Origin of the sequence: Rhizobium pisi (assembly GCF_003938655.1) — a bacterium.
GTDB classification, from domain to species: Bacteria; Pseudomonadota; Alphaproteobacteria; order Rhizobiales; family Rhizobiaceae; genus Rhizobium; species Rhizobium pisi.
On record NZ_RJJT01000004.1, the window covers coordinates 293423 to 314522 of the forward strand.

General features: G+C 62.3%; 17 protein-coding genes and 1 tRNA gene. 11 read left to right on the forward strand and 7 right to left on the reverse strand.

The features are described 5' to 3' along the window. Positions 1-55: 55 nt before the first annotated feature. Positions 56-3517, forward strand: a complete 3462-nt coding sequence (locus EFD55_RS07770) for a chromosome segregation SMC family protein (protein WP_125844024.1) — start codon at positions 56-58, stop codon at positions 3515-3517. Between the two features lie 587 nt (positions 3518-4104). After that, positions 4105-6771, forward strand: a complete 2667-nt coding sequence (gene ppdK / locus EFD55_RS07775; protein WP_125844025.1) for a pyruvate, phosphate dikinase — start codon at positions 4105-4107, stop codon at positions 6769-6771. Between the two features lie 49 nt (positions 6772-6820). Here the strand turns inward: ppdK and EFD55_RS07780 are convergent, their stop codons facing one another. Both EFD55_RS07780 and EFD55_RS07785 read right to left on the reverse strand, forming a co-directional pair. Next, positions 6821-7102, reverse strand: a complete 282-nt coding sequence (locus EFD55_RS07780; protein WP_125844026.1) for a hypothetical protein — start codon at positions 7100-7102, stop codon at positions 6821-6823. A gap of 257 nt (positions 7103-7359) precedes the next feature. Beyond that, positions 7360-7557, reverse strand: coding sequence for a hypothetical protein (locus tag EFD55_RS07785; RefSeq protein WP_125844027.1), 198 nt, complete (start codon positions 7555-7557; stop codon positions 7360-7362). A gap of 104 nt (positions 7558-7661) precedes the next feature. Here EFD55_RS07785 and EFD55_RS07790 point away from each other — a divergent pair, with 104 nt between their 5' ends. Continuing rightward, positions 7662-7907 carry a hypothetical protein gene (locus tag EFD55_RS07790; RefSeq protein ID WP_125844028.1) on the forward strand — a complete coding sequence of 82 codons (246 nt, stop codon included), beginning with the start codon at positions 7662-7664 and terminating at the stop codon, positions 7905-7907. 185 nt (positions 7908-8092) lie between these two features. On the opposite strand, the gene EFD55_RS33075 is transcribed toward EFD55_RS07790, so the two are convergent. Further along, entirely contained in the window at positions 8093-8233 is a 141-nt protein-coding gene (locus EFD55_RS33075) for a hypothetical protein (RefSeq protein ID WP_164737532.1), read from the reverse strand. A 22-nt stretch (positions 8234-8255) separates the two neighbouring features. Here EFD55_RS33075 and EFD55_RS07795 point away from each other — a divergent pair, with 22 nt between their 5' ends. After that, positions 8256-8639, forward strand: a complete 384-nt coding sequence (locus tag EFD55_RS07795; protein ID WP_167493242.1) for a phosphotransferase — start codon at positions 8256-8258, stop codon at positions 8637-8639. Between the two features lie 122 nt (positions 8640-8761). On the opposite strand, the gene EFD55_RS07800 is transcribed toward EFD55_RS07795, so the two are convergent. Beyond that, a complete protein-coding gene (locus tag EFD55_RS07800; protein WP_125844030.1) occupies positions 8762-9151 on the reverse strand; it encodes a hypothetical protein in 390 nt (129 codons plus the stop codon). A gap of 218 nt (positions 9152-9369) precedes the next feature. Between EFD55_RS07800 and EFD55_RS07805 the strand changes: the two genes are divergently transcribed. Beyond that, a complete protein-coding gene (locus EFD55_RS07805; protein ID WP_125844031.1) occupies positions 9370-10281 on the forward strand; it encodes a DUF1499 domain-containing protein in 912 nt (303 codons plus the stop codon). Positions 10282-10641: 360 nt separating this feature from the next. Here the strand turns inward: EFD55_RS07805 and EFD55_RS07815 are convergent, their stop codons facing one another. Genes EFD55_RS07815 through EFD55_RS07825 form a run of 3 tightly spaced genes read right to left on the reverse strand, consistent with a single transcriptional unit; the run spans position 10642 to position 13735 of the window. Continuing rightward, complete coding sequence (locus EFD55_RS07815; RefSeq protein WP_125844033.1) at positions 10642-12366, reverse strand: saccharopine dehydrogenase family protein; 1725 nt, start codon at positions 12364-12366, stop codon at positions 10642-10644. Continuing rightward, positions 12363-12815, reverse strand: coding sequence for a thiol-disulfide oxidoreductase DCC family protein (locus EFD55_RS07820; RefSeq protein ID WP_125844034.1), 453 nt, complete (start codon positions 12813-12815; stop codon positions 12363-12365). Before EFD55_RS07820 ends, EFD55_RS07815 begins: the two co-directional genes overlap by 4 nt. A 2-nt stretch (positions 12816-12817) precedes the next feature. Beyond that, complete coding sequence (locus EFD55_RS07825; RefSeq protein ID WP_125844035.1) at positions 12818-13735, reverse strand: MBL fold metallo-hydrolase; 918 nt, start codon at positions 13733-13735, stop codon at positions 12818-12820. A 162-nt stretch (positions 13736-13897) separates the two neighbouring features. Here EFD55_RS07825 and EFD55_RS07830 point away from each other — a divergent pair. From EFD55_RS07830 to EFD55_RS07855, 6 genes are all read left to right on the forward strand, one after another. Then, positions 13898-13972: transfer RNA gene (locus EFD55_RS07830), tRNA-Gln, on the forward strand. A gap of 163 nt (positions 13973-14135) precedes the next feature. Continuing rightward, complete coding sequence (locus EFD55_RS07835; RefSeq protein WP_125844036.1) at positions 14136-15692, forward strand: class I SAM-dependent DNA methyltransferase; 1557 nt, start codon at positions 14136-14138, stop codon at positions 15690-15692. Then, positions 15689-16999, forward strand: coding sequence for a restriction endonuclease subunit S (locus EFD55_RS07840; RefSeq protein ID WP_125844037.1), 1311 nt, complete (start codon positions 15689-15691; stop codon positions 16997-16999). Before EFD55_RS07835 ends, EFD55_RS07840 begins: the two co-directional genes overlap by 4 nt. Then, positions 16996-17385 (forward strand): hypothetical protein, encoded by a 390-nt coding sequence (locus EFD55_RS07845; protein WP_125844038.1) that lies wholly within the window; start codon positions 16996-16998, stop codon positions 17383-17385. The genes EFD55_RS07840 and EFD55_RS07845 overlap by 4 nt, the downstream gene beginning before the upstream one ends. Further along, positions 17382-17813 (forward strand): hypothetical protein, encoded by a 432-nt coding sequence (locus tag EFD55_RS07850; protein WP_125844039.1) that lies wholly within the window; start codon positions 17382-17384, stop codon positions 17811-17813. Before EFD55_RS07845 ends, EFD55_RS07850 begins: the two co-directional genes overlap by 4 nt. Then, positions 17813-21004 (forward strand): type I restriction endonuclease subunit R, encoded by a 3192-nt coding sequence (locus EFD55_RS07855; RefSeq protein WP_125844040.1) that lies wholly within the window; start codon positions 17813-17815, stop codon positions 21002-21004. The genes EFD55_RS07850 and EFD55_RS07855 overlap by 1 nt, the downstream gene beginning before the upstream one ends. Positions 21005-21100 lie beyond the last annotated feature (96 nt).

The window sequence follows — 21100 nt, forward strand, 5'->3', positions numbered from 1 at the left end:
CGCCCGTTTTTTTGTGGCTGCGTGACAAGCCCGCAGAGCGCTGCGGAGCTTCTGCATGAAGTTCAACAAGCTGCGCCTGGTCGGCTTCAAATCCTTCGTCGAGCCGACGGAATTCATCATCGAGCGGGGGCTGACCGGCGTCGTCGGGCCGAACGGCTGCGGCAAGTCCAACCTCGTCGAAGCGCTGCGCTGGGTGATGGGCGAGAATTCCTACAAGAATATGCGCGCCTCCGGCATGGACGACGTGATCTTCTCGGGCTCGGGAAACCGCCCGGCGCGAAACACCGCCGAAGTGGCGCTCTATCTCGACAATGGCGAGCGCACCGCGCCTGCGGCCTTCAATGACAGCGATGAGATCCAGGTTACCCGCCGCATCGAGCGCGAGCAGGGCTCTCTCTATCGCATCAACGGCAAGGAAAGCCGCGCCAAGGATGTGCAACTGCTCTTTGCCGACGCCTCCACCGGCGCGCGTTCGCCCTCCATGGTCGGGCAGGGCCGCATCGGTGAGCTCATTCAGGCAAAGCCGCAGGCCCGCCGTCAGCTGCTAGAAGAGGCGGCCGGCATTTCAGGCCTGCATTCGCGCCGCCACGAGGCCGAACTGCGGCTGCGTGCCGCCGAAGGCAATCTGGAACGTCTCGACGACGTCACCTCGCAGCTCGAAAGCCAGATCGAGAGCCTGAAGCGGCAGGCCCGGCAGGCAAACCGCTTCAAGACGCTGTCTGCCGATATCCGCGCCCGCGAGGCCATGCTGCTGCATATCCGCTGGGTGCAGGCCAAGGAAGCCGAGGCCGAGGCCGACAGCGCGCTCAACCAGGCGACCGTCATCGTCGCCGAAAAGGCGCAGCTGCAGATGGAGGCGGCCAAGAACCAGGGCATCGCCAGCCTGAAGCTGCCGGAACTGCGCGAAGGCGAGGCGCGTGCCGCCGCCGCTCTGCAGCGCCTGCAGATCGCCAGAAGCCAGCTGGAGGAAGATGCCGGCCGCATCCTGCGCCGCCGCGACGAGCTGACCCGCCGCCTTGCTCAGCTTGCGGAGGATATTCGCCGTGAGGAACGGCTGGTGGCCGACAATGCGGTCATCCTTGCAAGGCTCGACGCAGAAGAAGCCGAGATTTCGGAAATCCTCGCCGATTCCGGCCGTTATGCCGAGGAAACCCGCGAGGCCTTCGAGGGCGCGGCGGCCAAACTTGCCGACAGCGAGCGCATCTTTACTGCATTGACGGCCGAGCGTGCCGAGGCGGCTGCCGGCCGCAACCAGCTGGAGCGCGCCATCCGCGATCTCACTGATCGCCGGATGCGCCTCGAGCGCCAGATGGACGAGGCCAACCACGAGCTATCGGCCATCGGTGAGAAGATCGCCGGCCTGCCCGATCCCGACGAGAAACGCGCCGTGGTCGAGGCCGGCGAGATCGCGCTTGCCGACGCCGAGGCCGCCGTCCAGGCAGTCGAACAGGCGCTGACTGCAGCCCGCCAGACCGAGGCGCTGTCGCGTGCGCCTGTCGATCAGGCCCGTTCCGCGCTGAATGCGCTGGAGACGGAGGCTCGCACCATTTCCCGCATGCTCGCAGCCGGTGCCGCGGCCGGAAAATTTCCACCGGTTGCCGACGAGCTGAAGGTCGATCGCGGCTTTGAAACCGCGCTCGGTGCCGCGCTTGGCGACGATCTGGAATCGCCGCTCGATGCCGAGGCACCGGCCTATTGGTCGGACAATGGCGATGGCGCCGCCGATCCGACATTGCCGTCCGGTGCTGCGCCGCTGCTTGATCATGTCCGCGCCCCCGCCGCACTGACTCGTCGCCTGCGCCAGATCGGCCTGGTCGCCGAGGGCGATGCAGCACGACTGATGGTAGCGCTGAAGCCCGGCCAGCGGCTGGTGACGAAAGAGGGCGTCGTCTATCGCTGGGACGGCCATGTCACCGGCGCCGACGCGCCGAGTGCCGCGGCCTTGCGCCTTGCCCAGAAGAACCGACTGGCCGAGCTCGAAGGTGAAACTATCCTCGCCCGCGACGTTTTCGCTGAAGCCGAGGAGCGGCAGGCAGCCGCCGCCGAAGCGATCGGCGCCGAGGAGCGACGGCTTGCCGAGGCGCGCGATATGAGCCGCCTGTCGGCTCGTCATCTCGCCGAAGCGCGCGAGGTGCTTCTCGCTGCCGAGCGTGCCTCCGGCGAGCTGATCCGCCGCCGCGATATCGTGAGCGAAGCGGCCAGCCAGCTGCGCGCGCAGCTGGAGGAAATCGCCGTCCAAGAAGAGAATGCCCGCATAGAGCTCGAGGACGCGCCTGATCTCACCGCAATCGACGAGCGGCTCCGTTTCCAGCAGGCGGAAGTTGCGACCGATCGCGGCGCGCTCGCCGAAAGCCGGGCGCGCCATGAAAGCCTGGCCAGGGAAAACGAGGCCCGGCAGCGGCGCATCGTTGCGATCGCGCAGGAGCGCGAGACTTGGCGCCAGCGGGCGGCAAGCGGCGAAGATCATGTCGCGACGCTCCGCGAGCGCGAGGAGGAGGCGCGCGACGAGGCCGCTGAGCTCGAAATGGCGCCGGATGAATTCGACGACAAGCGCCGTGCCCTGCTCAATGAATTGCAGAAGGCCGAGGAGGCGCGCCGCCATGCCAGCGATCTCCTGGCTGAGGCCGAACGCATCCAGCGCGAAGCCGACCACAAGGCGACAACGGCGCTGTCGGAACTTGCCGAATGCCGGGAACGCCGTGGCCGCGCCGAGGAGCGCCTTGTCTCCGCCCGTGAGAAGCGCCAGGAAAGCGAAGGCCGCATCCGTGAAGTCCTGAACGTCGCGCCGCACGAAGCGCTGCAGCTGACCGGTCGCCCGACCATGCAGGCTCTTCCCGATCCGCGCGAAGTCGAGCGCGAACTGGAGCGTCTGAGGATCGAGCGCGAGCGGCTCGGCGCCGTCAACCTGCGCGCCGACGAGGAACAGAAGGAGCTGAGCGAGAAGCTCGAGGCGCTGATCAAGGAGCGCGATGACGTCATCGACGCGATCCGCAAGCTGCGCGGCGCCATCCAGAGCCTCAACCGCGAGGGCCGCGAACGCCTAATCGCCGCCTTCGACATCGTCAACGCCCAGTTCCAGCGGCTGTTCACCCATCTTTTCGGCGGCGGCACGGCCGAGCTTCAGCTGATCGAATCCGACGATCCATTGGAAGCCGGCCTGGAAATCCTCGCCCGCCCGCCGGGCAAGAAGCCGCAGACCATGACACTGCTATCCGGCGGCGAACAGGCGTTGACGGCAATGGCGCTGATCTTCGCCGTCTTCCTCACCAATCCGGCGCCGATCTGCGTGCTCGACGAAGTGGACGCGCCGCTCGACGACCACAATGTCGAGCGCTACTGCAATCTGATGGACGAGATGGCGGCATCCACCGAAACCCGTTTCGTCATCATCACCCACAATCCGATCACCATGGCCCGCATGAACCGCCTCTTCGGTGTCACCATGGCCGAGCAAGGCGTCTCCCAGCTCGTCTCGGTCGATCTCCAGACGGCCGAGCGCCTGCGCGAAATTGCCTGAAGCAATTCCGGCAAAGTGGCTGGTGAGGCAGCGTCCTAGGGTTGCGTGAAGAAAATAGTGCAAGCCCATGGCGGTTTTCCGGGAATTGCGTAAAATCAAAGGACGGAGCAATTTCAGCGAAGCTGGCGAGCGGTCTTGCGTCCGGAAATTGCGGAAAATCAAAAGACTGGCAATAAACACCAAAAAAGGTCGGCTCTTGGACGGCCTGTACCCCATTTGGGTGATGCTCTTTGCGATGACTTGCATTAGAAGTTGTTTCAACGCAACCTGATATTTTTGCTGAAAAGCGGGCAGTCAGCGGTGCGCATATCGAATTGGCGATGCGGTGTTCCGGGCAGAGGGCAAGTGCCGGAATGCTGAGGTGTTGAGGGACCCCCCGTCCGGTTTTCCTGGCCGGACGGAAACAAGGCTTTGCGGGACATTGTTGCAGTCCCGCAAAGCTTTTTTTATGCCTTGCGATGTTTCAATCGTTTCGACGGCCGGTCGCACTGAGATTTATTGTGCGGCGCAACATTTTGCCGCATTTGTCGATTTTCATTTCAACACCAAGGGATTAAGCTAATCCCCGATTTGGTGTTGGGGGGAAGATGACCAAGTGGGTCTATACGTTTGGCGACGGGCAGGCTGAGGGCCGGGCGCGCGATCAGGAGATTTTGGGGGGCAAGGGCGCTAATCTCGCTGAAATGTGCAGCCTGGGGCTTCCGGTGCCGCCGGGGCTGACGATCGTCAGCGATGCCTGCCATACCTATTACAAGAACGGCCGCCATATCGAAGATGGGCTGAAGGCGCAGGTGCGCTCCGGCATTTCGGCGATCGAGGCGATCACCGGCCGACATTTCGGTTCCGTCAGCCAGCCGCTGCTGCTCTCGGTGCGCTCCGGTGCCCGGGTCTCCATGCCTGGCATGATGGATACGGTGCTCAATCTCGGCCTCAACGACGAGACGGTGCAGGCGCTGGGCCATGATGCCGGCGATGCGCGCTTTGCCTGGGACAGCTACCGCCGCTTCATCCAGATGTATGCCGATGTCGTCATGGGTCTCGGCAACGACGCCTTCGAGGAGATACTGGAAGACGAGAAGGCCAAGCTGGGCCACGAATTCGATACCGATCTTAGCGCCTCCGAATGGCAGCATATCGTCTTTCTCTACAAGCGCCTGATCGAGGAGGAGCTGAATCAGGAGTTCCCGCAGGATCCCGAAGTTCAGCTCTGGGGCGCCGTCGGCGCCGTCTTTTCCAGCTGGATGAGCGCGCGCGCCGTTACCTACCGACAGCTTCACAATATTCCGGAGGGATGGGGTACGGCGGTCAACATTCAGGCCATGGTTTTCGGCAATCTCGGCAATGCCTCGGCGACCGGCGTCGCCTTCACTCGCAACCCCTCGACCGGCGAGAAGGCGCTTTACGGCGAATTCCTCGTCAATGCCCAGGGCGAGGATGTTGTGGCCGGCATCCGAACGCCACAAAGCATCACCGAGGAGGGGCGGATTTCCTCCGGCTCCGAAAAGCCTTCGATGGAAAAGCTAATGCCGGAGGCGTTCCACGAGCTTCTTCGCATCTGCACCGAGCTCGAGATCCATTACCGCGACATGCAGGATATCGAATTCACCATCGAGCGCGGCAGGCTGTGGATGCTGCAGACCCGTTCGGGCAAGCGCTCCACCCGGGCGGCGATGAAGATCGCCGTCGACATGGTCGATGAGGGAGTGATCACCGAGGACGAGGCAGTGCTGCGCATCGAGCCATCGAGCCTCGACCAGCTGTTGCATCCGACGATCGATCCGCGCGTCACCCGCCAGGTGATCGGCACCGGGCTCCCGGCTTCGCCGGGCGCCGCGACCGGCGCCATCGTCTTCACCGCAGAAGAGGCCGTCGAGGCGGAAGCCGAAGGCCGCAAGGTCATCCTGCTCAGGGTCGAGACCAGCCCCGAGGATATTCACGGCATGCATGCCGCCGAAGGCATTCTGACGACGCGCGGCGGCATGACCAGCCATGCGGCGGTCGTCGCCCGCGGCATGGGCATCCCCTGCGTCGTCGGCGCCGGCACCATGCGCATCGATCAACGCAACGAGCGGCTGCTTGGCGTCGGCGTTACCCTCAAGAAGGGCGATATCATCACCATCGACGGTTCGGCCGGTCAGGTGCTGAAGGGCGAGGTGCCGATGATCCAGCCGGAATTGTCGGGTGATTTCGGCCGCATCATGGGTTGGGCCGATCGCGCCCGGCGCATGACGGTGCGCACCAACGCCGACACGCCGGCCGATGCGCGCGCTGCGCGTTCCTTCGGCGCCGAGGGCATTGGCCTTTGCCGCACCGAGCACATGTTCTTCGAGGGCGAGCGCATCCATGTCATGCGCGAGATGATCCTTGCCGAGGACGAGAAGGGCAGGCGGGTGGCGCTCGACAAGCTGCTGCCGATGCAGCGGCTCGATTTCACCGGCCTCTTCACCGTCATGCACGGCCTGCCGGTGACGATCCGCCTGCTCGATCCGCCGCTGCACGAATTCCTGCCGAAGACCGACGACGAGGTCGCCGAAGTCGCTTTTGCCATGGGCATGGAGGCGACAGTGCTTCGCCAGCGCGTCGATGCGCTGCATGAGTTCAACCCCATGCTCGGCCATCGCGGCTGTCGTCTGGCGATCTCCTACCCTGAGATCGTCGAGATGCAGGCCCGCGCCATCTTCGAGGCGGCGGTGGCCGCAGCGCAGGAGACAGGGGCGGCGGTCGTGCCGGAGATCATGGTGCCGCTCGTTGGCCTCCGCTCCGAACTCGATTACGTCAAGGCGCGCATCGACGCCGTTGCCGGCAATGTCATGAGCGAGGCCGGTATGAAGATCGATTATCTCGTCGGCACCATGATCGAGCTGCCGCGTGCCGCCCTGCGCGCCCATGTGATTGCCGAAGCCGCCGAATTCTTCTCCTTCGGCACCAACGACTTGACGCAGACCACCTTCGGCATCTCGCGCGACGATGCTTCCGCCTTCATCCCCACCTATCAGCGCAAGGGCATTATTGAGCACGATCCCTTCATCTCGCTCGATTTCGACGGTGTCGGCGAATTGATCAGCATCGCCGCAGAACGCGGCCGGCGCACCCGCAACGACATGAAGCTCGGCATCTGCGGCGAACATGGCGGCGACCCGGCCTCGATCCGCTTCTGCGAGAAGATCGGGCTCGATTATGTCTCCTGCTCGCCGTTCCGCGTGCCGATCGCCAGGCTCGCGGCGGCGCAGGCAGTTATCTCAGGCGGTCTTTAAAAACGCCGGCGGGGTCTTTGACGGGGAGCCCAGAAGACGGCTGCGGCATTCAGTGATGATACCGCCAGCGATCGCGATAGACGTACGGACCATTGTTGAGATCCCAGGCCATGCTGTCCATCAGCTCCGCGCTCTGCGCTCGCGATTCGGCCCGCCTGTCGAGATCGATGCGCTGCAGGCAGGTGGCAAAGCCATCCGTGCCGCGCCGGAAGCCGTAACTCAAGCAGCGCTGCTCATCCGCCGCCCGCCGCTCCTCCGGCGTCATCGTCTGGCAGGCGGAGAGCCCGGCGATGATGGTGGTCATGACGGTGATGAGAAGAGGATAGCGCATTGGTTCATTCCTTGAGGCAGGCTCGCTCCGAGCAAAGTCCATTCGGGTGAGGCCGTCAAGCCACCCTTGGCCTAGGAGATCGCCGCGAGACCTGCCCCTCATCCGGCTGCCGCCACCTTCTCCCCGCCCGCGGGGAGAAGGGGATATGCCGCGACCCCTCCGATCCCATCTGCGCTCTCGGGACGGGGTCCGAAGGACGGCTCGACCCCGGTAGGTTAGGGTGAGGGGCAGTTGTTGCCCAAGCGGGCGATGACGTCCTACGCCGCCCCGGCCGGATCTCCAATCGGCAGCAGCGCCGGATCAAGCGGCGGATCCTCCGGGTTCTTCGTATCGGCCGGATCCTGCGCCGGCGTCAGTGGCGGTTTTTCCTGGACGCGATCGGGAATACCGGGTGTCGGCGTCGGGCCGCGTGGCGTATCGGCATTCGGGATCGGCATTGGGTCTCTGCTGGGCATGATCGCCTCCTTTGAAAAAGGAACGGCATCGCCAGCACTTGGTTCCACTTCCGTCGCAGGGCATTCCTCTGTATGAGGAAGTCTTGCAAAAAACTGGAACGAGCATGGCCATTCGCGATCGATTTTCGAAAAAACTGAGCTGTCCGCAATGCGGCAATGAGGGCTTTGCCGAAGCCTCGGAAGTGGATGATCCCAAGCGCAAGCACCCGGATTTCAAGGTCGATCAGCTGCCGCGCGGCTTTGGCGTGCAGCGGCCCGCCAATCACCAGGAAAATTTCATGATCAAGTGCGAGTGCGGGCGCAAGTTCCCCTTCCGCAGCGTCGCGGAAGCCGCGGCCGAGCGCCGGTAGCGGAAAAGCGGACGTTGCGATTAAAAGTGCCAAGCCGACATTTTCAGTGAGATGTCAGATCTCCCATCCCGGCATTGTTAGGTAGACGCATGAGCAAGCTAACGGACGTTCCCCTCGTGGGTGGTCGAACCAATCCTGAGGTAGTTCAAAGGGGCAACAGAGTTCATCGATCCAGGCACATAAATTCAGAGTTCGTGCGGCTCCTTCTGACGCATTTCCAGCGGGTGGGATTTCACGCTGTACCTCGCAGCTTCGGCATGGACGAGCTCGGTCGTGATGTATTCGAATTTGTTGAAGGAGATGTGCCAACTGATCTGACCTATCATTCACGACGCTTCGGAAGGATTGTTGAGCGCACAGGTACACGAAGCTGGGTTTGAGGTGGTCTACCACAATGATCTTTCGCCCTGCAACTTCGTGTTCCGGCAGCAAATCCCGGTCGCCATAATTGATTTTGATGCAGCCTCCTTCGGCCGTCGCGTGTACGACCTGGGATATGCCGCATGGCTTTGGTTGCAAATTGGCGACGAGGAAATTTCACCGCGTGAGCAGGTTCGACGGCTAGCGTTGTTTGCAAACGCATACGGGGAGTTGGAATGCTCGGCAATTGTTGAGGCGATGTTGGTTCGCCAGACCATCATTATCCAGCAAGGAAGGCGTGCTGCCAACAATGCTATGGCGGAATGGGCGCAGGCTGCGAGAATCTGGACGCTCAGAGAACTGGCTGTTTAGCGGGAATGCGGCGCGCCTTTCTATCGTGCGGCCAACTGGCGATGAGGATCTTGTCCGCTCCACAATGAGAAGCGAAAACAGGAACTGCACCTGCCGTTTCAGGGGCCGCCCATCCTCAAATCTCAGATCCGCTCCAGCAATTCGATGAAGGCATCGGCAAAACGCACCAGGGGCGCGGTTTCTTCATCGGGCGCCTGCATGCGGATTTCAGTGCCGTTATCGTCAAGCAGCGCCAGCACGACGCGCATCTCCTGGGCGCCAGCCGGAATGCGCAGCACGGCGATGCGGCGGCAATCCTGGACGAGGCCGGCGGCCGGCAGGTCGAACAGCAGTTCGCCGCCGGAGCGTTCCGCTGCCCGGCGCACCGCCTCGCAGAAACCGGCATCGCCGCCCGCGTAACCTTCGAGCGAAAGTTCGAGCTCGAGCAGCTCCATCGGCAGCATCGGTTCGGACTGGTCGATTACGCCAAGCGCAGACGCCTGCGGCCTTGCTGCTATGTCGGGTGAAATCATCCCGTCTCTCCTGTCTCTATGTCGGAGATGAAACCGCGCCAGAATGACCTTTTTTTGGCATATCAGCAAGGTCTTATGAAGTGGCGTTCCTCTTCGTCGTGGATTCCAACGCATTGCTTCAGACAAGAGTTTCAATTTAGACGAATCTTGCACTAAACAGGGTGATAGCGATTTGCGTGGTTGACGACGCGGGCGCTGACGAGCAACCGGTAAGTTTGATGGCCATCCGCTTCGACCGTCCCGTTTCCAGCGCCGCCCGCTTTTCGCGGCTGCTCGGGGCGTTTTCCCTGGTTCTGGCGCTGGCGGTGATGATCGCCCACCGCTTCGGCGGGCTCGCCACACCCTATCTGGTGCTGCTGCTGATTGCGGCTGCCGGCTGCGCGCTTCTCGCTGCCCTGCTGGCGGCGGTCGGGCTGCGCAGCCTCTGGATGACAGGCGCCGAAGGCGGACTGGCGGCGCTGGCCGCGCTGATCTATGCCGCCTTTCCGCTGGCGCTCGGCGCCTTTGCTACCGAGCACTATCTCACCCTGCCTGCGATCTACGACGTCTCCACCGATCCAGTCTCCGCCCCGGACTGGCTTTCGCCGCCCAAGTCAGACCAGATCTGGCTGAAGCGCAACGTGCAGGTGACGCCTGAGGATCGCGAAAAGCAGATGGTTGCCTATCCCGAGCTGACCGGCCGGCGTTATGAGGGTGCGCTCGACCGCGTGCTGGAAGCAGTGCGCAAGGTCGCCAAGCAGAGCGGCATTACGATCACGAGGAGCAGCGGCGACACCGAGCCGGGCCGCGAGCCCGAAGACAAGCCGGTCAAGCCGCCGCAGCCGGGCGACGATGCCGTGGCCGATGCGCCCGATATCATCCCTGTGCCAACGCCGCGCCCTTATGACGATGATGTCGCCAAGCTCATCCGCGGCGCCAATGGCGTAACGCTGCAGGGCACCACCCGCACGCTGATCCTCGGCCTGCGCTTCGATATTCTCATCCGCCTGCGCGAAGAGGCCGAAACCACCTTCGTCGACATCCGCGTCGCCTCCCGCTACGGCCAGCACGACCTCGGCTTCAGCGCCGAAATCGCCGACGATTATCTGAAAGCGCTGGATGCCGAACTCTTGGGAATTGCGGGTGGGTGAGCCGCGGTGCCGCCAAAGGCGGCAGCAATCGATCCAGTGAATCGATTGCAGCGGCGAACGCCCTGAGCCAAAGCGAAGGGCCGGGATACGGTGCGGCAAACTCGACCACCTTATACCGTTTCAACGGCGGAGAGGGGGCTGCTATGGAAAGCGAGGTCCCCGGCCGAGGAACTCGTCGAGACTTGCCCCTCATCCGCCTGCCGGCACCTTCTCCCCGCACGCGGGGCGAAGGGGGATGCCGCGCCCTCTCCATTCCGCGCAGCCTCTCGCAGGGCACGTCCCCTCGCCCCGCGAGCGGGGAGAGGGTTAGAGTGAGAGCGCAACTATCCGAGCGAACCGACGGTCATCACCGCAGTCCCTTCACCCCTCCACCACCAACCACCCCGTATACCGCACCACCAACCCCGTCAGTCGCCCGCCGATCTCGACATGAAAGCAGAACCGCCCATCCCGCTCCTCCTCATAGGTATCCCCACCCGGTGCCAGAAACATCGGTAGCGGAATCCCTAAAAACCGCCATCCCCGCACGACGAGCCGCAGCCTCTGCCCATCCGGCGTCAGTGCCATCAGCACCCGGAACGGCCCGAAAACCTCGGTGAGCAGATGCCGGTCGCGGTCCTGCCCCTCGACTTGCCAGCTGCGGAAGGGCTTGCCGCCGAAATCCCGGGTCCAGATCTCCTTGTTTCCATCGATAGCGAAACGCACCGTGACCGGCACATCCTCGCCCGCCGGGGGAAAGCCGATGACACGCGCGACGATCCCGGCCAGAAGCCCGCCGCCGCGCTCGACCTGCGCCCGGCCGGAGGCAACGCGCGCGCCGCCCGCATGCATTGCGGCGATAGCAGGCGGCAGCCGCTCCCAGGCGGTGCCGAGGATCTGCCGGTAGAGCGGCAGGCGAGCCTCCTCGCATTCCATCCTGATGCCTGACGTGATCGAAAAACGCCGGAAAGCCGCCTCGAAATCCGCAAGCTGCAATTCCCCCGCCGCCGGCCGCGCGCCATTCTCCGGCTGCACGCCGGTTAGCAGCCGGCGCACCAGCGCCTCTACGCCGATGACGGGAATGAACGGCCCGTCATCACCTTCGGCAATCAGATGCCAGCCTGATGTCAGCCGTCTTCCCTCGTGATCGAGGCCGCCGACGCGGACGAACATGCCGCCGCGATGTTCGCCGATCGCGAAGCTATGGCTGGCACGCTGTAGCAGCCGCGAAAGCGGCAGCAGCGACGGCAGGAGCCGGAAGCGGACGAGCCTTGCCGCAAGGCTGAGCAGCCGCTGCAGCGGCTGTGGTTCCGTGCCGACACCGGTGAAACTGGATTTGAGATCGGCAAGGTTTTGCGGCAGCAGAGCCAGGTCAGGCGCATCGACCAGCAGGAATTTCCGGCTGCGCAGCGGCGTAACCCCCGGCGGCGCCACCGTCACCCGCATCGCATCGATCAGCCCGCGTCCGGAGGCCGGCCGCCCATTTCGCAGCACCGCCACCGGCTTGCCGGCATAGGTGGCGATTGCCCTCACAACATTGAGCCCGATCCGCACATGCGGCGAGGGGGCAATGCCGGCCGCGACATTGTCGATCCGGGAGAAATGCGGCGCCATCGCATCGAGTGCTGCGAAGGAGAGGGCGGGCAGGCTGCTGAGCCCCGAGAGCGCGAAGGTGCCCTTGGCCTTGGCGCTAGCATCGAGCCCACCGATGCCGGCGACGAAGCCGGTACTGTCGGCGATATCGGCATAATCGATGCCGAGGCCGATGCAGGCCTCGACCACCTTATAGGCATCCTTCCCGAAGGTCTGAAACGGCCCCGATGCATCGACGACGAGATCCGGCCTCAGCCGCGTCAGTTGTTCGATGAGATCGCCGTCGCGATCGAAGGCCACTGCCTGCACCATCGCGCCGAGATTGTTGCTTCCCAGGCCCTCAGCTCCATCTTTCGGCGTCCGGAGATCTGCAACGAAATCGTCAGCCTTTTCAAGCGAGCGCCCCGCAACTAGCAGCCTGAGCCGCGGTTCATCGCCAAGCAGCCGGGCAAGCCGCCCGCCAAAAGTGCCGTAGCCGCCGATGATGAGCAGCGAAAACCGGTCGCCGCTCATGCGATGAAGCGGCGCCGCTGCTCCGGCGACGGCACCATGCAGCTCTGCCGGCCGGCAATCTTCAGCCTGTTGCGGGCGATGAATTCATAGAGCGCATCGGCCACCCGCCGTGGCAGCAGCCGGAAAAGCTTGACCAGCGAATAGGGAAAGCCGAGGCCCGCCACCATGCGGATCGAGCCGTCGGACTTGAAGAAGGCGCGGCCGTTTTCGATCAGGATATTGGTCTCGTAGTCGCGCGCGTGGAGCCCGTAATGCCGGTAGAGCGCCTCGCCGAGCGGCGTCTGCGCCGCGAGGAAGCGGTATTGCTGCCGCTTGTCATGCTTCAGCGCGAATTTCACCCAGCCGGAGCAGAACACGCATTCGCCATCGAAGACGATGAGCGGCCGGTCATCGGCAAAGGCGGGCACATCAGGATCGTCGCGATAGCTGTAATCGGCTCGAGGCGCCATCCTTATCTCCCTGTCACCGGCCGGTAGAGGGCGGCAAGCGAAGGCGGCCCATCCGCCGCAATCTCGCCCCGCTCCAACAGGTCCTCAATATGGGCGAGCACGGAAAGCGCCGCCGCCCCATGCAGCTTCGGATCGGTATCGCGATAGATCACCTTCACCATCTCGGCAATCCGCCCATCGCCGGCCCGCACACGCTCCAGTACCGCCTGCTCGCGCTTCAGCCGGTGCGCCTTCAGCGCCCGCAGGAATCCGGCCGGCTTTGTCACCGGCCCGCCATGGCCGGGAAGCAATAGGCGGTCCTCCCGCTCGATCAGCCGGTCGAGCGAAACAATGTAATCCGCCATCGAACCATCCGGGGGCGCCACAATCGAGGTCGACCAGGCCATAACGTGATCGCCGGAAAAGAGGAGATCGCGCCCTTCGAGCGCAAAGGCGGCGTGATTGGCCGTATGCCCCGGCGTCAGCACCGCCGTCAGCGCCCAGCCATCGCCCGATAGGGTCTCACCGTCACCGATCGCGATGTCGGGCACGAATTCCATATCCGAACTTTCGGAAAAGGGATTGACCTCGCCCTCCCGCAGCGGCCGCGCCGGCCGGTGCGGCCCTTGCCCCACAGTCACCGCACCAGTCGCCGCCTGCATCCGCCGGGCAAGCGGCGAGTGGTCGCGATGCGTGTGGCTGACGAAGATATGCGTCACCTCGCGTCCGCCAAGGGCTGCCATCAGCGCCTGAAAGTGCGCCTCGTCCTCTGGCCCGGGATCGATGACCGCGACGGAGGAGGAGCCGACGATATAGCTGTTGGTGCCGAAAAAGGTGAAAGGCCCCGGATTGTTCACCGTCACCCGCTCGACCCCTGAGGTAACCGGCACGGCTTGCCCATAGGCCGGCTCGAAAGCGAGGTCGAATGCGGGACTGTCCATGAAGGAATGATCTCAGACCGATGACGTCGCCCATTCCTAGCACGACCTACGGCACCGCGCAGCGCATAAATCTGCCGTAGGATAAACTTAGTCATTGTGACAGACGGAGAGCTTTGCTAATCAGGCGTCGATTTGAGCAAGCGGTTTCCGCTCAAGCTCTGGTGGGGCGTAGCCAAGCGGTAAGGCAGCGGTTTTTGGTACCGCCATCCCCTGGTTCGAATCCAGGCGCCCCAGCCATCTCATCGAAATCCATGAAAATCAATGGTTTAGACTGCATTGATCGTCACCGGTAGTACGCGCCAGTAGTACACTTCGGGTGGACTACTGGGGATTGCCTTTTTATCTTTTACACAGTCTGCCTCGCTGCTATCGTCGCTCCAACTGATTTGGGAGCGCATGCGTGGCAAAAGAAGTGAATGGTGACCTCAGCTTCACGGCTGAGCTGTTTAAAGCGGCGGACAAGCTCCGGGGCAATCTCGAACCCTCAGAATACAAGCACGTGGCCCTCGGCCTCATCTTCCTTAAATACATCTCCGATGCTTTCGAAGGGCTTCATGCCACGCTTGAAGCGGATGAATATGCGGACGCTGAAGACCCGGAGGAGTACCTCGCCGAGAACGTCTTCTGGGTGCCGAAGGAGGCCCGCTGGAGCTTCCTGCAGGCAAACGCGAAGCGCCCTGAGATCGGCAAGTTGATCGACGAGGCGATGGAGGCGATCGAGAAGGCGCCCTCGAACGAGGGGCTGAAGGGCGTGCTGCCGAAGAACTACGCCCGCCCCACGCTGAACAAGACGATGCTGGGCGAACTGATTGACCTCTTCTCCAACATCGGCATGCATGACAGCAACGACAAGGCGAAGGACCTGTTGGGCCGCGCCTACGAATACTTCCTTTCTGGCTTCGCCAGTTCTGAGGGAAAGCGCGGTGGAGAGTTCTTCACGCCACGGTCGGTGGTGCGCACGCTGGTCGAGATACTGGAACCATACAAGGGCCGTGTCTATGACCCCTGCTGCGGCTCGGGCGGTATGTTCGTGCAGTCGGAGAAGTTCATCGAGGAGCATGGCGGCAGACGCAACGATATCGCTGTCTATGGGCAGGAGATCAACCACACGACATGGCGGCTTGCGAAGATGAACCTTGCGGTGCAGGGGATCGATACTGACATCCGCTGGAACAACGAAGGCAGTTTTCATCGCGACGAGTTCCAGGACCTGAAGGCCGACTTCATCCTGGCCAATCCGCCGTTCAATATTTCCGACTGGGGCGGTGACCGGCTGGCGGACGATGCCCGATGGAAGTTCGGCACGCCTCCGAAGGGCAATGCCAACTTTGGCTGGCTGCAGCACATCCTTCACCATCTCGCCCCTCGCGGCACGGCGGGCGTGGTACTCGCCAACGGCTCGATGTCTTCTCAGCAATCGGGCGAGGGCGATATCCGCAAGGCGATGATTGAGGCCGATCAGGTGGACTGCATGGTGGCCCTGCCGGGGCAGCTCTTCTTCTCGACCCCAATACCCGCCTGCCTCTGGATACTGGCCCGCGACAAGAGTGCGAATGGGCACCGCGACCGGCGCGGCGAAATCCTATTCATCGATGCCCGCAAGCTCGGCTTCATGGTGGATCGTGTTCGCCGCGAGTTCACCGTGGAGGACATCGAGAAGATCGCTGGCGCCTACCACCGCTGGCGGGCCAAGCCCGAAACACGGGCGAAGAACGGCTGGGCAGACTATCAGGACGAGCCGGGCTTCTATAAGGCGGCGACCTTGGAAGAGGTGCGTTCACATGGTCATGTGCTGACGCCAGGGCGCTATGTTGGCGCTGCCGATGCCGAGGACGATGGGACATCGTTTGCGGAGAAGTTCGAGGGCCTGAAGGAGACGCTGGCGGCCCAGTTTGCTGAGGGACGAGTGCTGGAAGATCGAATAGTCAAGCTGCTTGACATGGTGGACTTCCAATGATCACCGCCGTTCCATTCACTGATCTACTGGCGAAGATAGTGGACAACCGGGGCAAGACTTGCCCCACCACCAACGCTGGTTTACCGCTGATTGCGACTAACTGCGTAAAAAATACGACCCTCTATCCGGTCTTCGAAAAAGTTAGGTACGTGTCGGAAGAGGTCCGTCAGACGTGGTTTCGCGGGCATCCACTCGCTGGCGACCTCATCTTTGTGACGAAAGGTTCCCCGGGGCAGGTTTGTTTGGTCCCTTCGCCGGTCGGCTTTTGCATTGCCCAAGACATGGTTGCCGTGAGAGCCGACAGTCAAAAAGTATACCCACCATACTTATTTGCGGCGCTGCGGTCGGAAGCCGTGCAACGTGACATTGCAAATATGCACGTTGGCTCTCTCATCCCCCACTTCAAAAAAGGCGACTTTGACAAGCTGAGAATACCGTTGCCAGAGAGGCGGCAGCAGGTTTTTATTGGGGACTATTACCTCGAGCTTTCGCAGAAAATCGAACTGGACCGGCGGAACAACGAGACGCTGGAGGCGATGGCACAGGCGATCTTTCGTGACTGGTTCGTCGATTTCGGTCCGACCCGCCGCAAGATCGAGGGTGCATCCGATCCCGCCGAGATCATGGGCGGCCTCGTCATCGGTGCCGATCAGGCTCAGCAACTCGCCGATCTCTTCCCGGCGGGGCTCGGGGACAATGGACTGCCGGAGGGGTGGATGGCTGGGGCGCTTGGGGATTTGGCGAAGACTGCTGGCACCACAATAGACCCATCGAACATCGACCCCGAGATGCCATACATCGGACTTGAGCACATGCCCAGAAAGTGCATCGCGCTAGCCGAATGGGAGGCTGCATCTAAGGTGTCCTCAACAAAGGCCAGGTTCGAGAAAGGACAGGTCCTGTTTGGCAAGCTACGCCCCTACTTCCACAAGGTCGGAGTGGCACCGGTCGATGGGGTCTGTTCAACAGATATCGTAGTCCTGGACGCACAGTCCAAGGTAGATCGAGCTCTCGTGGCCGCGTTAGTTTCCACCGAAGAGTTCGTTGCGTTTACTGACCAAGGCTCGACAGGCACTAAGATGCCCCGGACAAGTTGGGCCAACATGAAACGCTACGAGGTGGCTATCTCTGACAGGGCGGTGAAAGATTCCTATGGTTCAATCGTAGACCCATTGCTGGAGAAGATTGTCGCCAACATTCACGAAAGCCGAACCCTCGCTGCCACCCGCGATCTCCTCCTTCCTAAGTTGCTGTCCATGGATGTCCGGCTTCAGGAAGCTGAAGAACAACTGGAAGCGGCGCAGTGACACCGCAGGCAGAACTGATCAAGAAACAAGCAACCGCGAGATTGGACAAGGAGGCTGCGGTCCACCGGTCCAGTCATCAGAACGTCCACGCCCGCCGCTATATCATGCCCAATCCTGCGCTCGGTGGCGTCGAGATCGTGATCATCGTAAAGGGCAGCAACCTGCAGCTCTGGTGTGAGGCGAGGGCAATCGATGGTTTGGCAGCACGGGTGCTCGGTGGGGAGGGTCGGCCGGGAACCGAGACCTACAGCGAGCCCCGCAAATATGGCCGCCACTCTGCGCTGAAGACGATGGATCGACTGCATCGCGGGGATGCGTGGCGCTTCATTCCGAAGACAATTGGAAATCTGGATGCCATCCTGGATGCAGTGAAGGGCGCAAGATGATGGCGGCCTCCAGCACTCGCTGTGATCTCGAGGATGCGGTGCAGTCCGCCCTGTTTCGTCTCGCCGCAGAATACAATCAGCGTGCGGCAGGTCGGATCATCCATGCCCTCCAGCGTCGGCATGCTTCTGGCGTCTTTGGTGACGACTACGAGCACAAGAGCCTTTGGGATGAGCTTTGCCACGATGCGCAAAGCGGGCCGCACTTCGACGACGACGAGCCTTTGGACAGCATTCTGGATGCCCTGCTTCAGAAAGAAGTCGAGCGACTGACAGCAGCAGAGTTTGAGGCCCTTTGGCTAGCCGCAATTGTTGATGTGGACGACCTGATCACCGCCCCTCGCGATGCCGGTGTGATCAAAGAAGAGTTTCGATCCGCGCTTCTGCAGCGAGCGGGTGAGCGCAACCTTGAACGTTTTGAGATCTGGTGATGGACGACGCCCCCTATACGCAGTCAGCTTCCGAACACAGCAAAAGTGGCTTCAACGAAGGCCTTGTCGAAGAGGCGGTGATCGGCACCTTCCGCGATCTGGGCTACACCTACGAGAATGCAGCGGTAATCTCTCCCGATGGCAGTGCGCCCGCCCGCGAGGCCTATGGCGATGTACTGCTGGCAGAGCGGTTAATGGTTGCTGCCGAGCGGCTGAACCCGACAATCCCGGCAGACGCCCGCGAGCAGGCCGTCCGACAATTGCTGGTGACCGAGACGCCCTCGCTGGTGGAGGAAAACCGGCGCATTCACAAGCTGATTGCCGAAGGCGTCGATGTCGAGTTCGGCATCGGCGATGGCGAAGTCAAAGGCGATAAGGTCTGGCTGATCGACTTCGATACCCCGGAGAACAACGACTGGCTCGTGACCAACCAGTTCACCGTCGTCGAGGGCAAGTACACCCGCCGACCCGACGTCATGGTCTTCGTCAACGGTCTGCCACTCGGCATCATCGAACTGAAGAACGCAGGGAGCGAGGCGGCGACCATCGACCACGCTTTCCAGCAGCTTCAGACCTACAAGGCCCAAGTTCCCTCGCTCTTCCGCACCAATGCCGTGTTGATCGCCTCCGATGGTATGCTCGCCCGCATCGGCTCGCTGACGGCGGACGAGGAGCGCTTCATGCCCTGGCGCTCGGTGACGGGCGCGGCTGGCGACTTCACACCACATGGTCCTTACGAGATGGACACGCTACTGCGGGGCGTGTTCGACAAGGAGCGGTTCCTGGCGCTTATCCGCGACTTCATTGTGTTCGGGGATCAGGGGGCGGGCGCCTTCAAGATTATCGGCGGCTATCACCAGTTTCACGGCGCCCGTAAGGCGATCGTCAGTGCCATCGAGGCGGCAAAGCCGGACGGTAACCGCAAGATTGGCGTGATCTGGCATACCCAAGGCTCAGGCAAGAGCTTCCTGATGGCCTTCCTCGGTGGGTTGATCGTCCGCTCGCGGGAGCTTGAGAACCCGACCCTCATCGTGCTGACCGACCGCAACGACCTCGACGACCAACTCTTTGGCACCTTCAGCCTGTGCAAGGATTTGATCCGTCAGACGCCGGAGCAGGCTAACAGTCGGGACGATCTGCGGCGGCTTTTGAACCGGGCATCGGGTGGGGTGATTTTCACGACCGTTCAGAAGTTCACGCCCGAGGCTGGTGAGGAGCGCTTCCCCATGCTGACGGATCGCCGCAACGTGATCGTCATGGCAGACGAGGCCCACCGCAGCCAGTACGGGTTCGACGCCAAGCTGGACAAGGACACCGGCAAGCGGCGCTACGGCTACGCCCACTATATCCGCGAGGCGCTGCCGAACGCCTCCTTCATTGGCTTCACCGGAACGCCGATTGAGGCGGAGGACGTGAACACGCCTGCGATCTTCGGCGAGTACATCGATATCTACGACATCAGCCGGGCGGTCGAGGACAAGGCGACGGTTCCGATCTACTACGAGAGCCGGTTGGCCCGCATCGAGCTGAACGAGGACGAGAAGCCGAAGATCGATGCCGAGATTGAGGCGATCCTCGAAGACGAGACGTTGAGCGAGCAAGAGAAGCAGAAGGCCAAGTGGACGACCGTCGAGCGGCTGGTCGGTTCAAAGAAGCGGCTCTCCCAGATCGCGGCCGATCTCGTCGTTCACCTTGAGCACCGCATCGAGGGCATGGATGGCAAGGCGATGGCGGTCTGCATGAGCCGCCGCATTTGCGTCGACCTCTACAGCGAGATCATTGCAATCCGGCCTGAATGGCATTCCGACGATGACGACAAGGGCGCGATCAAGATCGTGATGACCGGCTCGGCCTCCGACCCTCTCGAATGGCAACCGCACATCGGCAACAAGAAACGGCGCGACGATCTCGCCAAACGTGCCCGGAAGCTCGATGATCCGTTGAAGCTGGTGATTGTGCGCGACATGTGGCTGACTGGCTTCGATGCACCCTGCATGCACACCATGTACGTGGACAAGCCCATGCATGGCCATGGCCTGATGCAGGCGATTGCCCGCGTCAACCGCGTCTTCAAGGACAAGCCGGGTGGGCTGATCGTCGATTATATCGGCATTGCGCAGAACCTGAAGAAGGCGCTGGCGCAGTATTCCCAGTCCGACCGCGATAAGACCGGGATCGACGAGGACGAAGCGGTTGCCGTTCTTCTTGAAAAATACGAGATCGTGCGTGCGATGTTCAACGGCCACGACTACAGCCTCGGCATCGAGGGTGCTCCGCAGCAGCGCTTGAAGGCTCTGGCCGATGGCATCGACTGGGTACTGAAGTGGCAGGGGAAGGAGGCCGCGAGGGTCGAGGGTACGGAGGCAAAGAAGAAGGCGCACCGCCGCTACCAGGACGCGGTGCTGGAACTGAGCAAGGCCTATGCGCTGGCGTCCGCAAGCGATGCCGCAGCGGAAATCCGAGACGAGGTGGGCTTCTTCCAGGCGGTGCGGGCCGCGCTCGTCAAGACCACCGCCACCGGCAAGATGTCGGACAAGGCCAAGTCGCTCGCCGTCGAGCAATTGCTCAATCAGGCTGTCGCCAATGCCGAGATCGTCGATATCCTTAAGGCTGCGGGGCTGGAGTCGCCGGACATCTCCGTCCTTTCGGATGAGTTCCTCGCGGATATCCAGAAAATGGAGAAGAAGAACCTCGCTCTCGAGGCGCTGAAGAAGCTGCTGAATGGCGAGATCAAGAGCCGTTCGAAATCCAACGTCGTCCAGTCTAAGGCATTCTCCACGCGGCTGGAGGATGCGGTGGCTCGCTACCATGCCAATGCAATCTCTACCGTTGAGATGATCCAAGAACTGATCGCGCTTGCCAAGGAGATGCAGGCAGCGGCGGCGAGAGGTGAGGAACTTGGCCTCTCGGAGGAGGAGATCGCCTTCTATGACGCACTTGCGGTCAACGATAGCGCCATCCAGGTCATGGGGAGCGAACAGCTTCGGGTCATCGCCCATGAACTCGTGGAGCAAATGCGCAAGTCGGTAACTGTCGACTGGCAGCACAAAGCGAGCGCCAGAGCCAAGATGCGCGTGCTGGTGAAGCGCATCCTCAAGAAGTTCGGCTATCCGCCCGATCTGGAGCAGGAGGCGGTACAGACCGTGCTTGCGCAAGCCGAGGTGCTGCTGAGGGAGGTCGTTGTCCATTGAGGCGCGTGGCTTAGAGTAGCTGATCTTACGGTCTCGGCGCCGACCAGACTGGTGCCTATACCGGGGTCAAGGCACCATATAGATGCAAGTTATTTC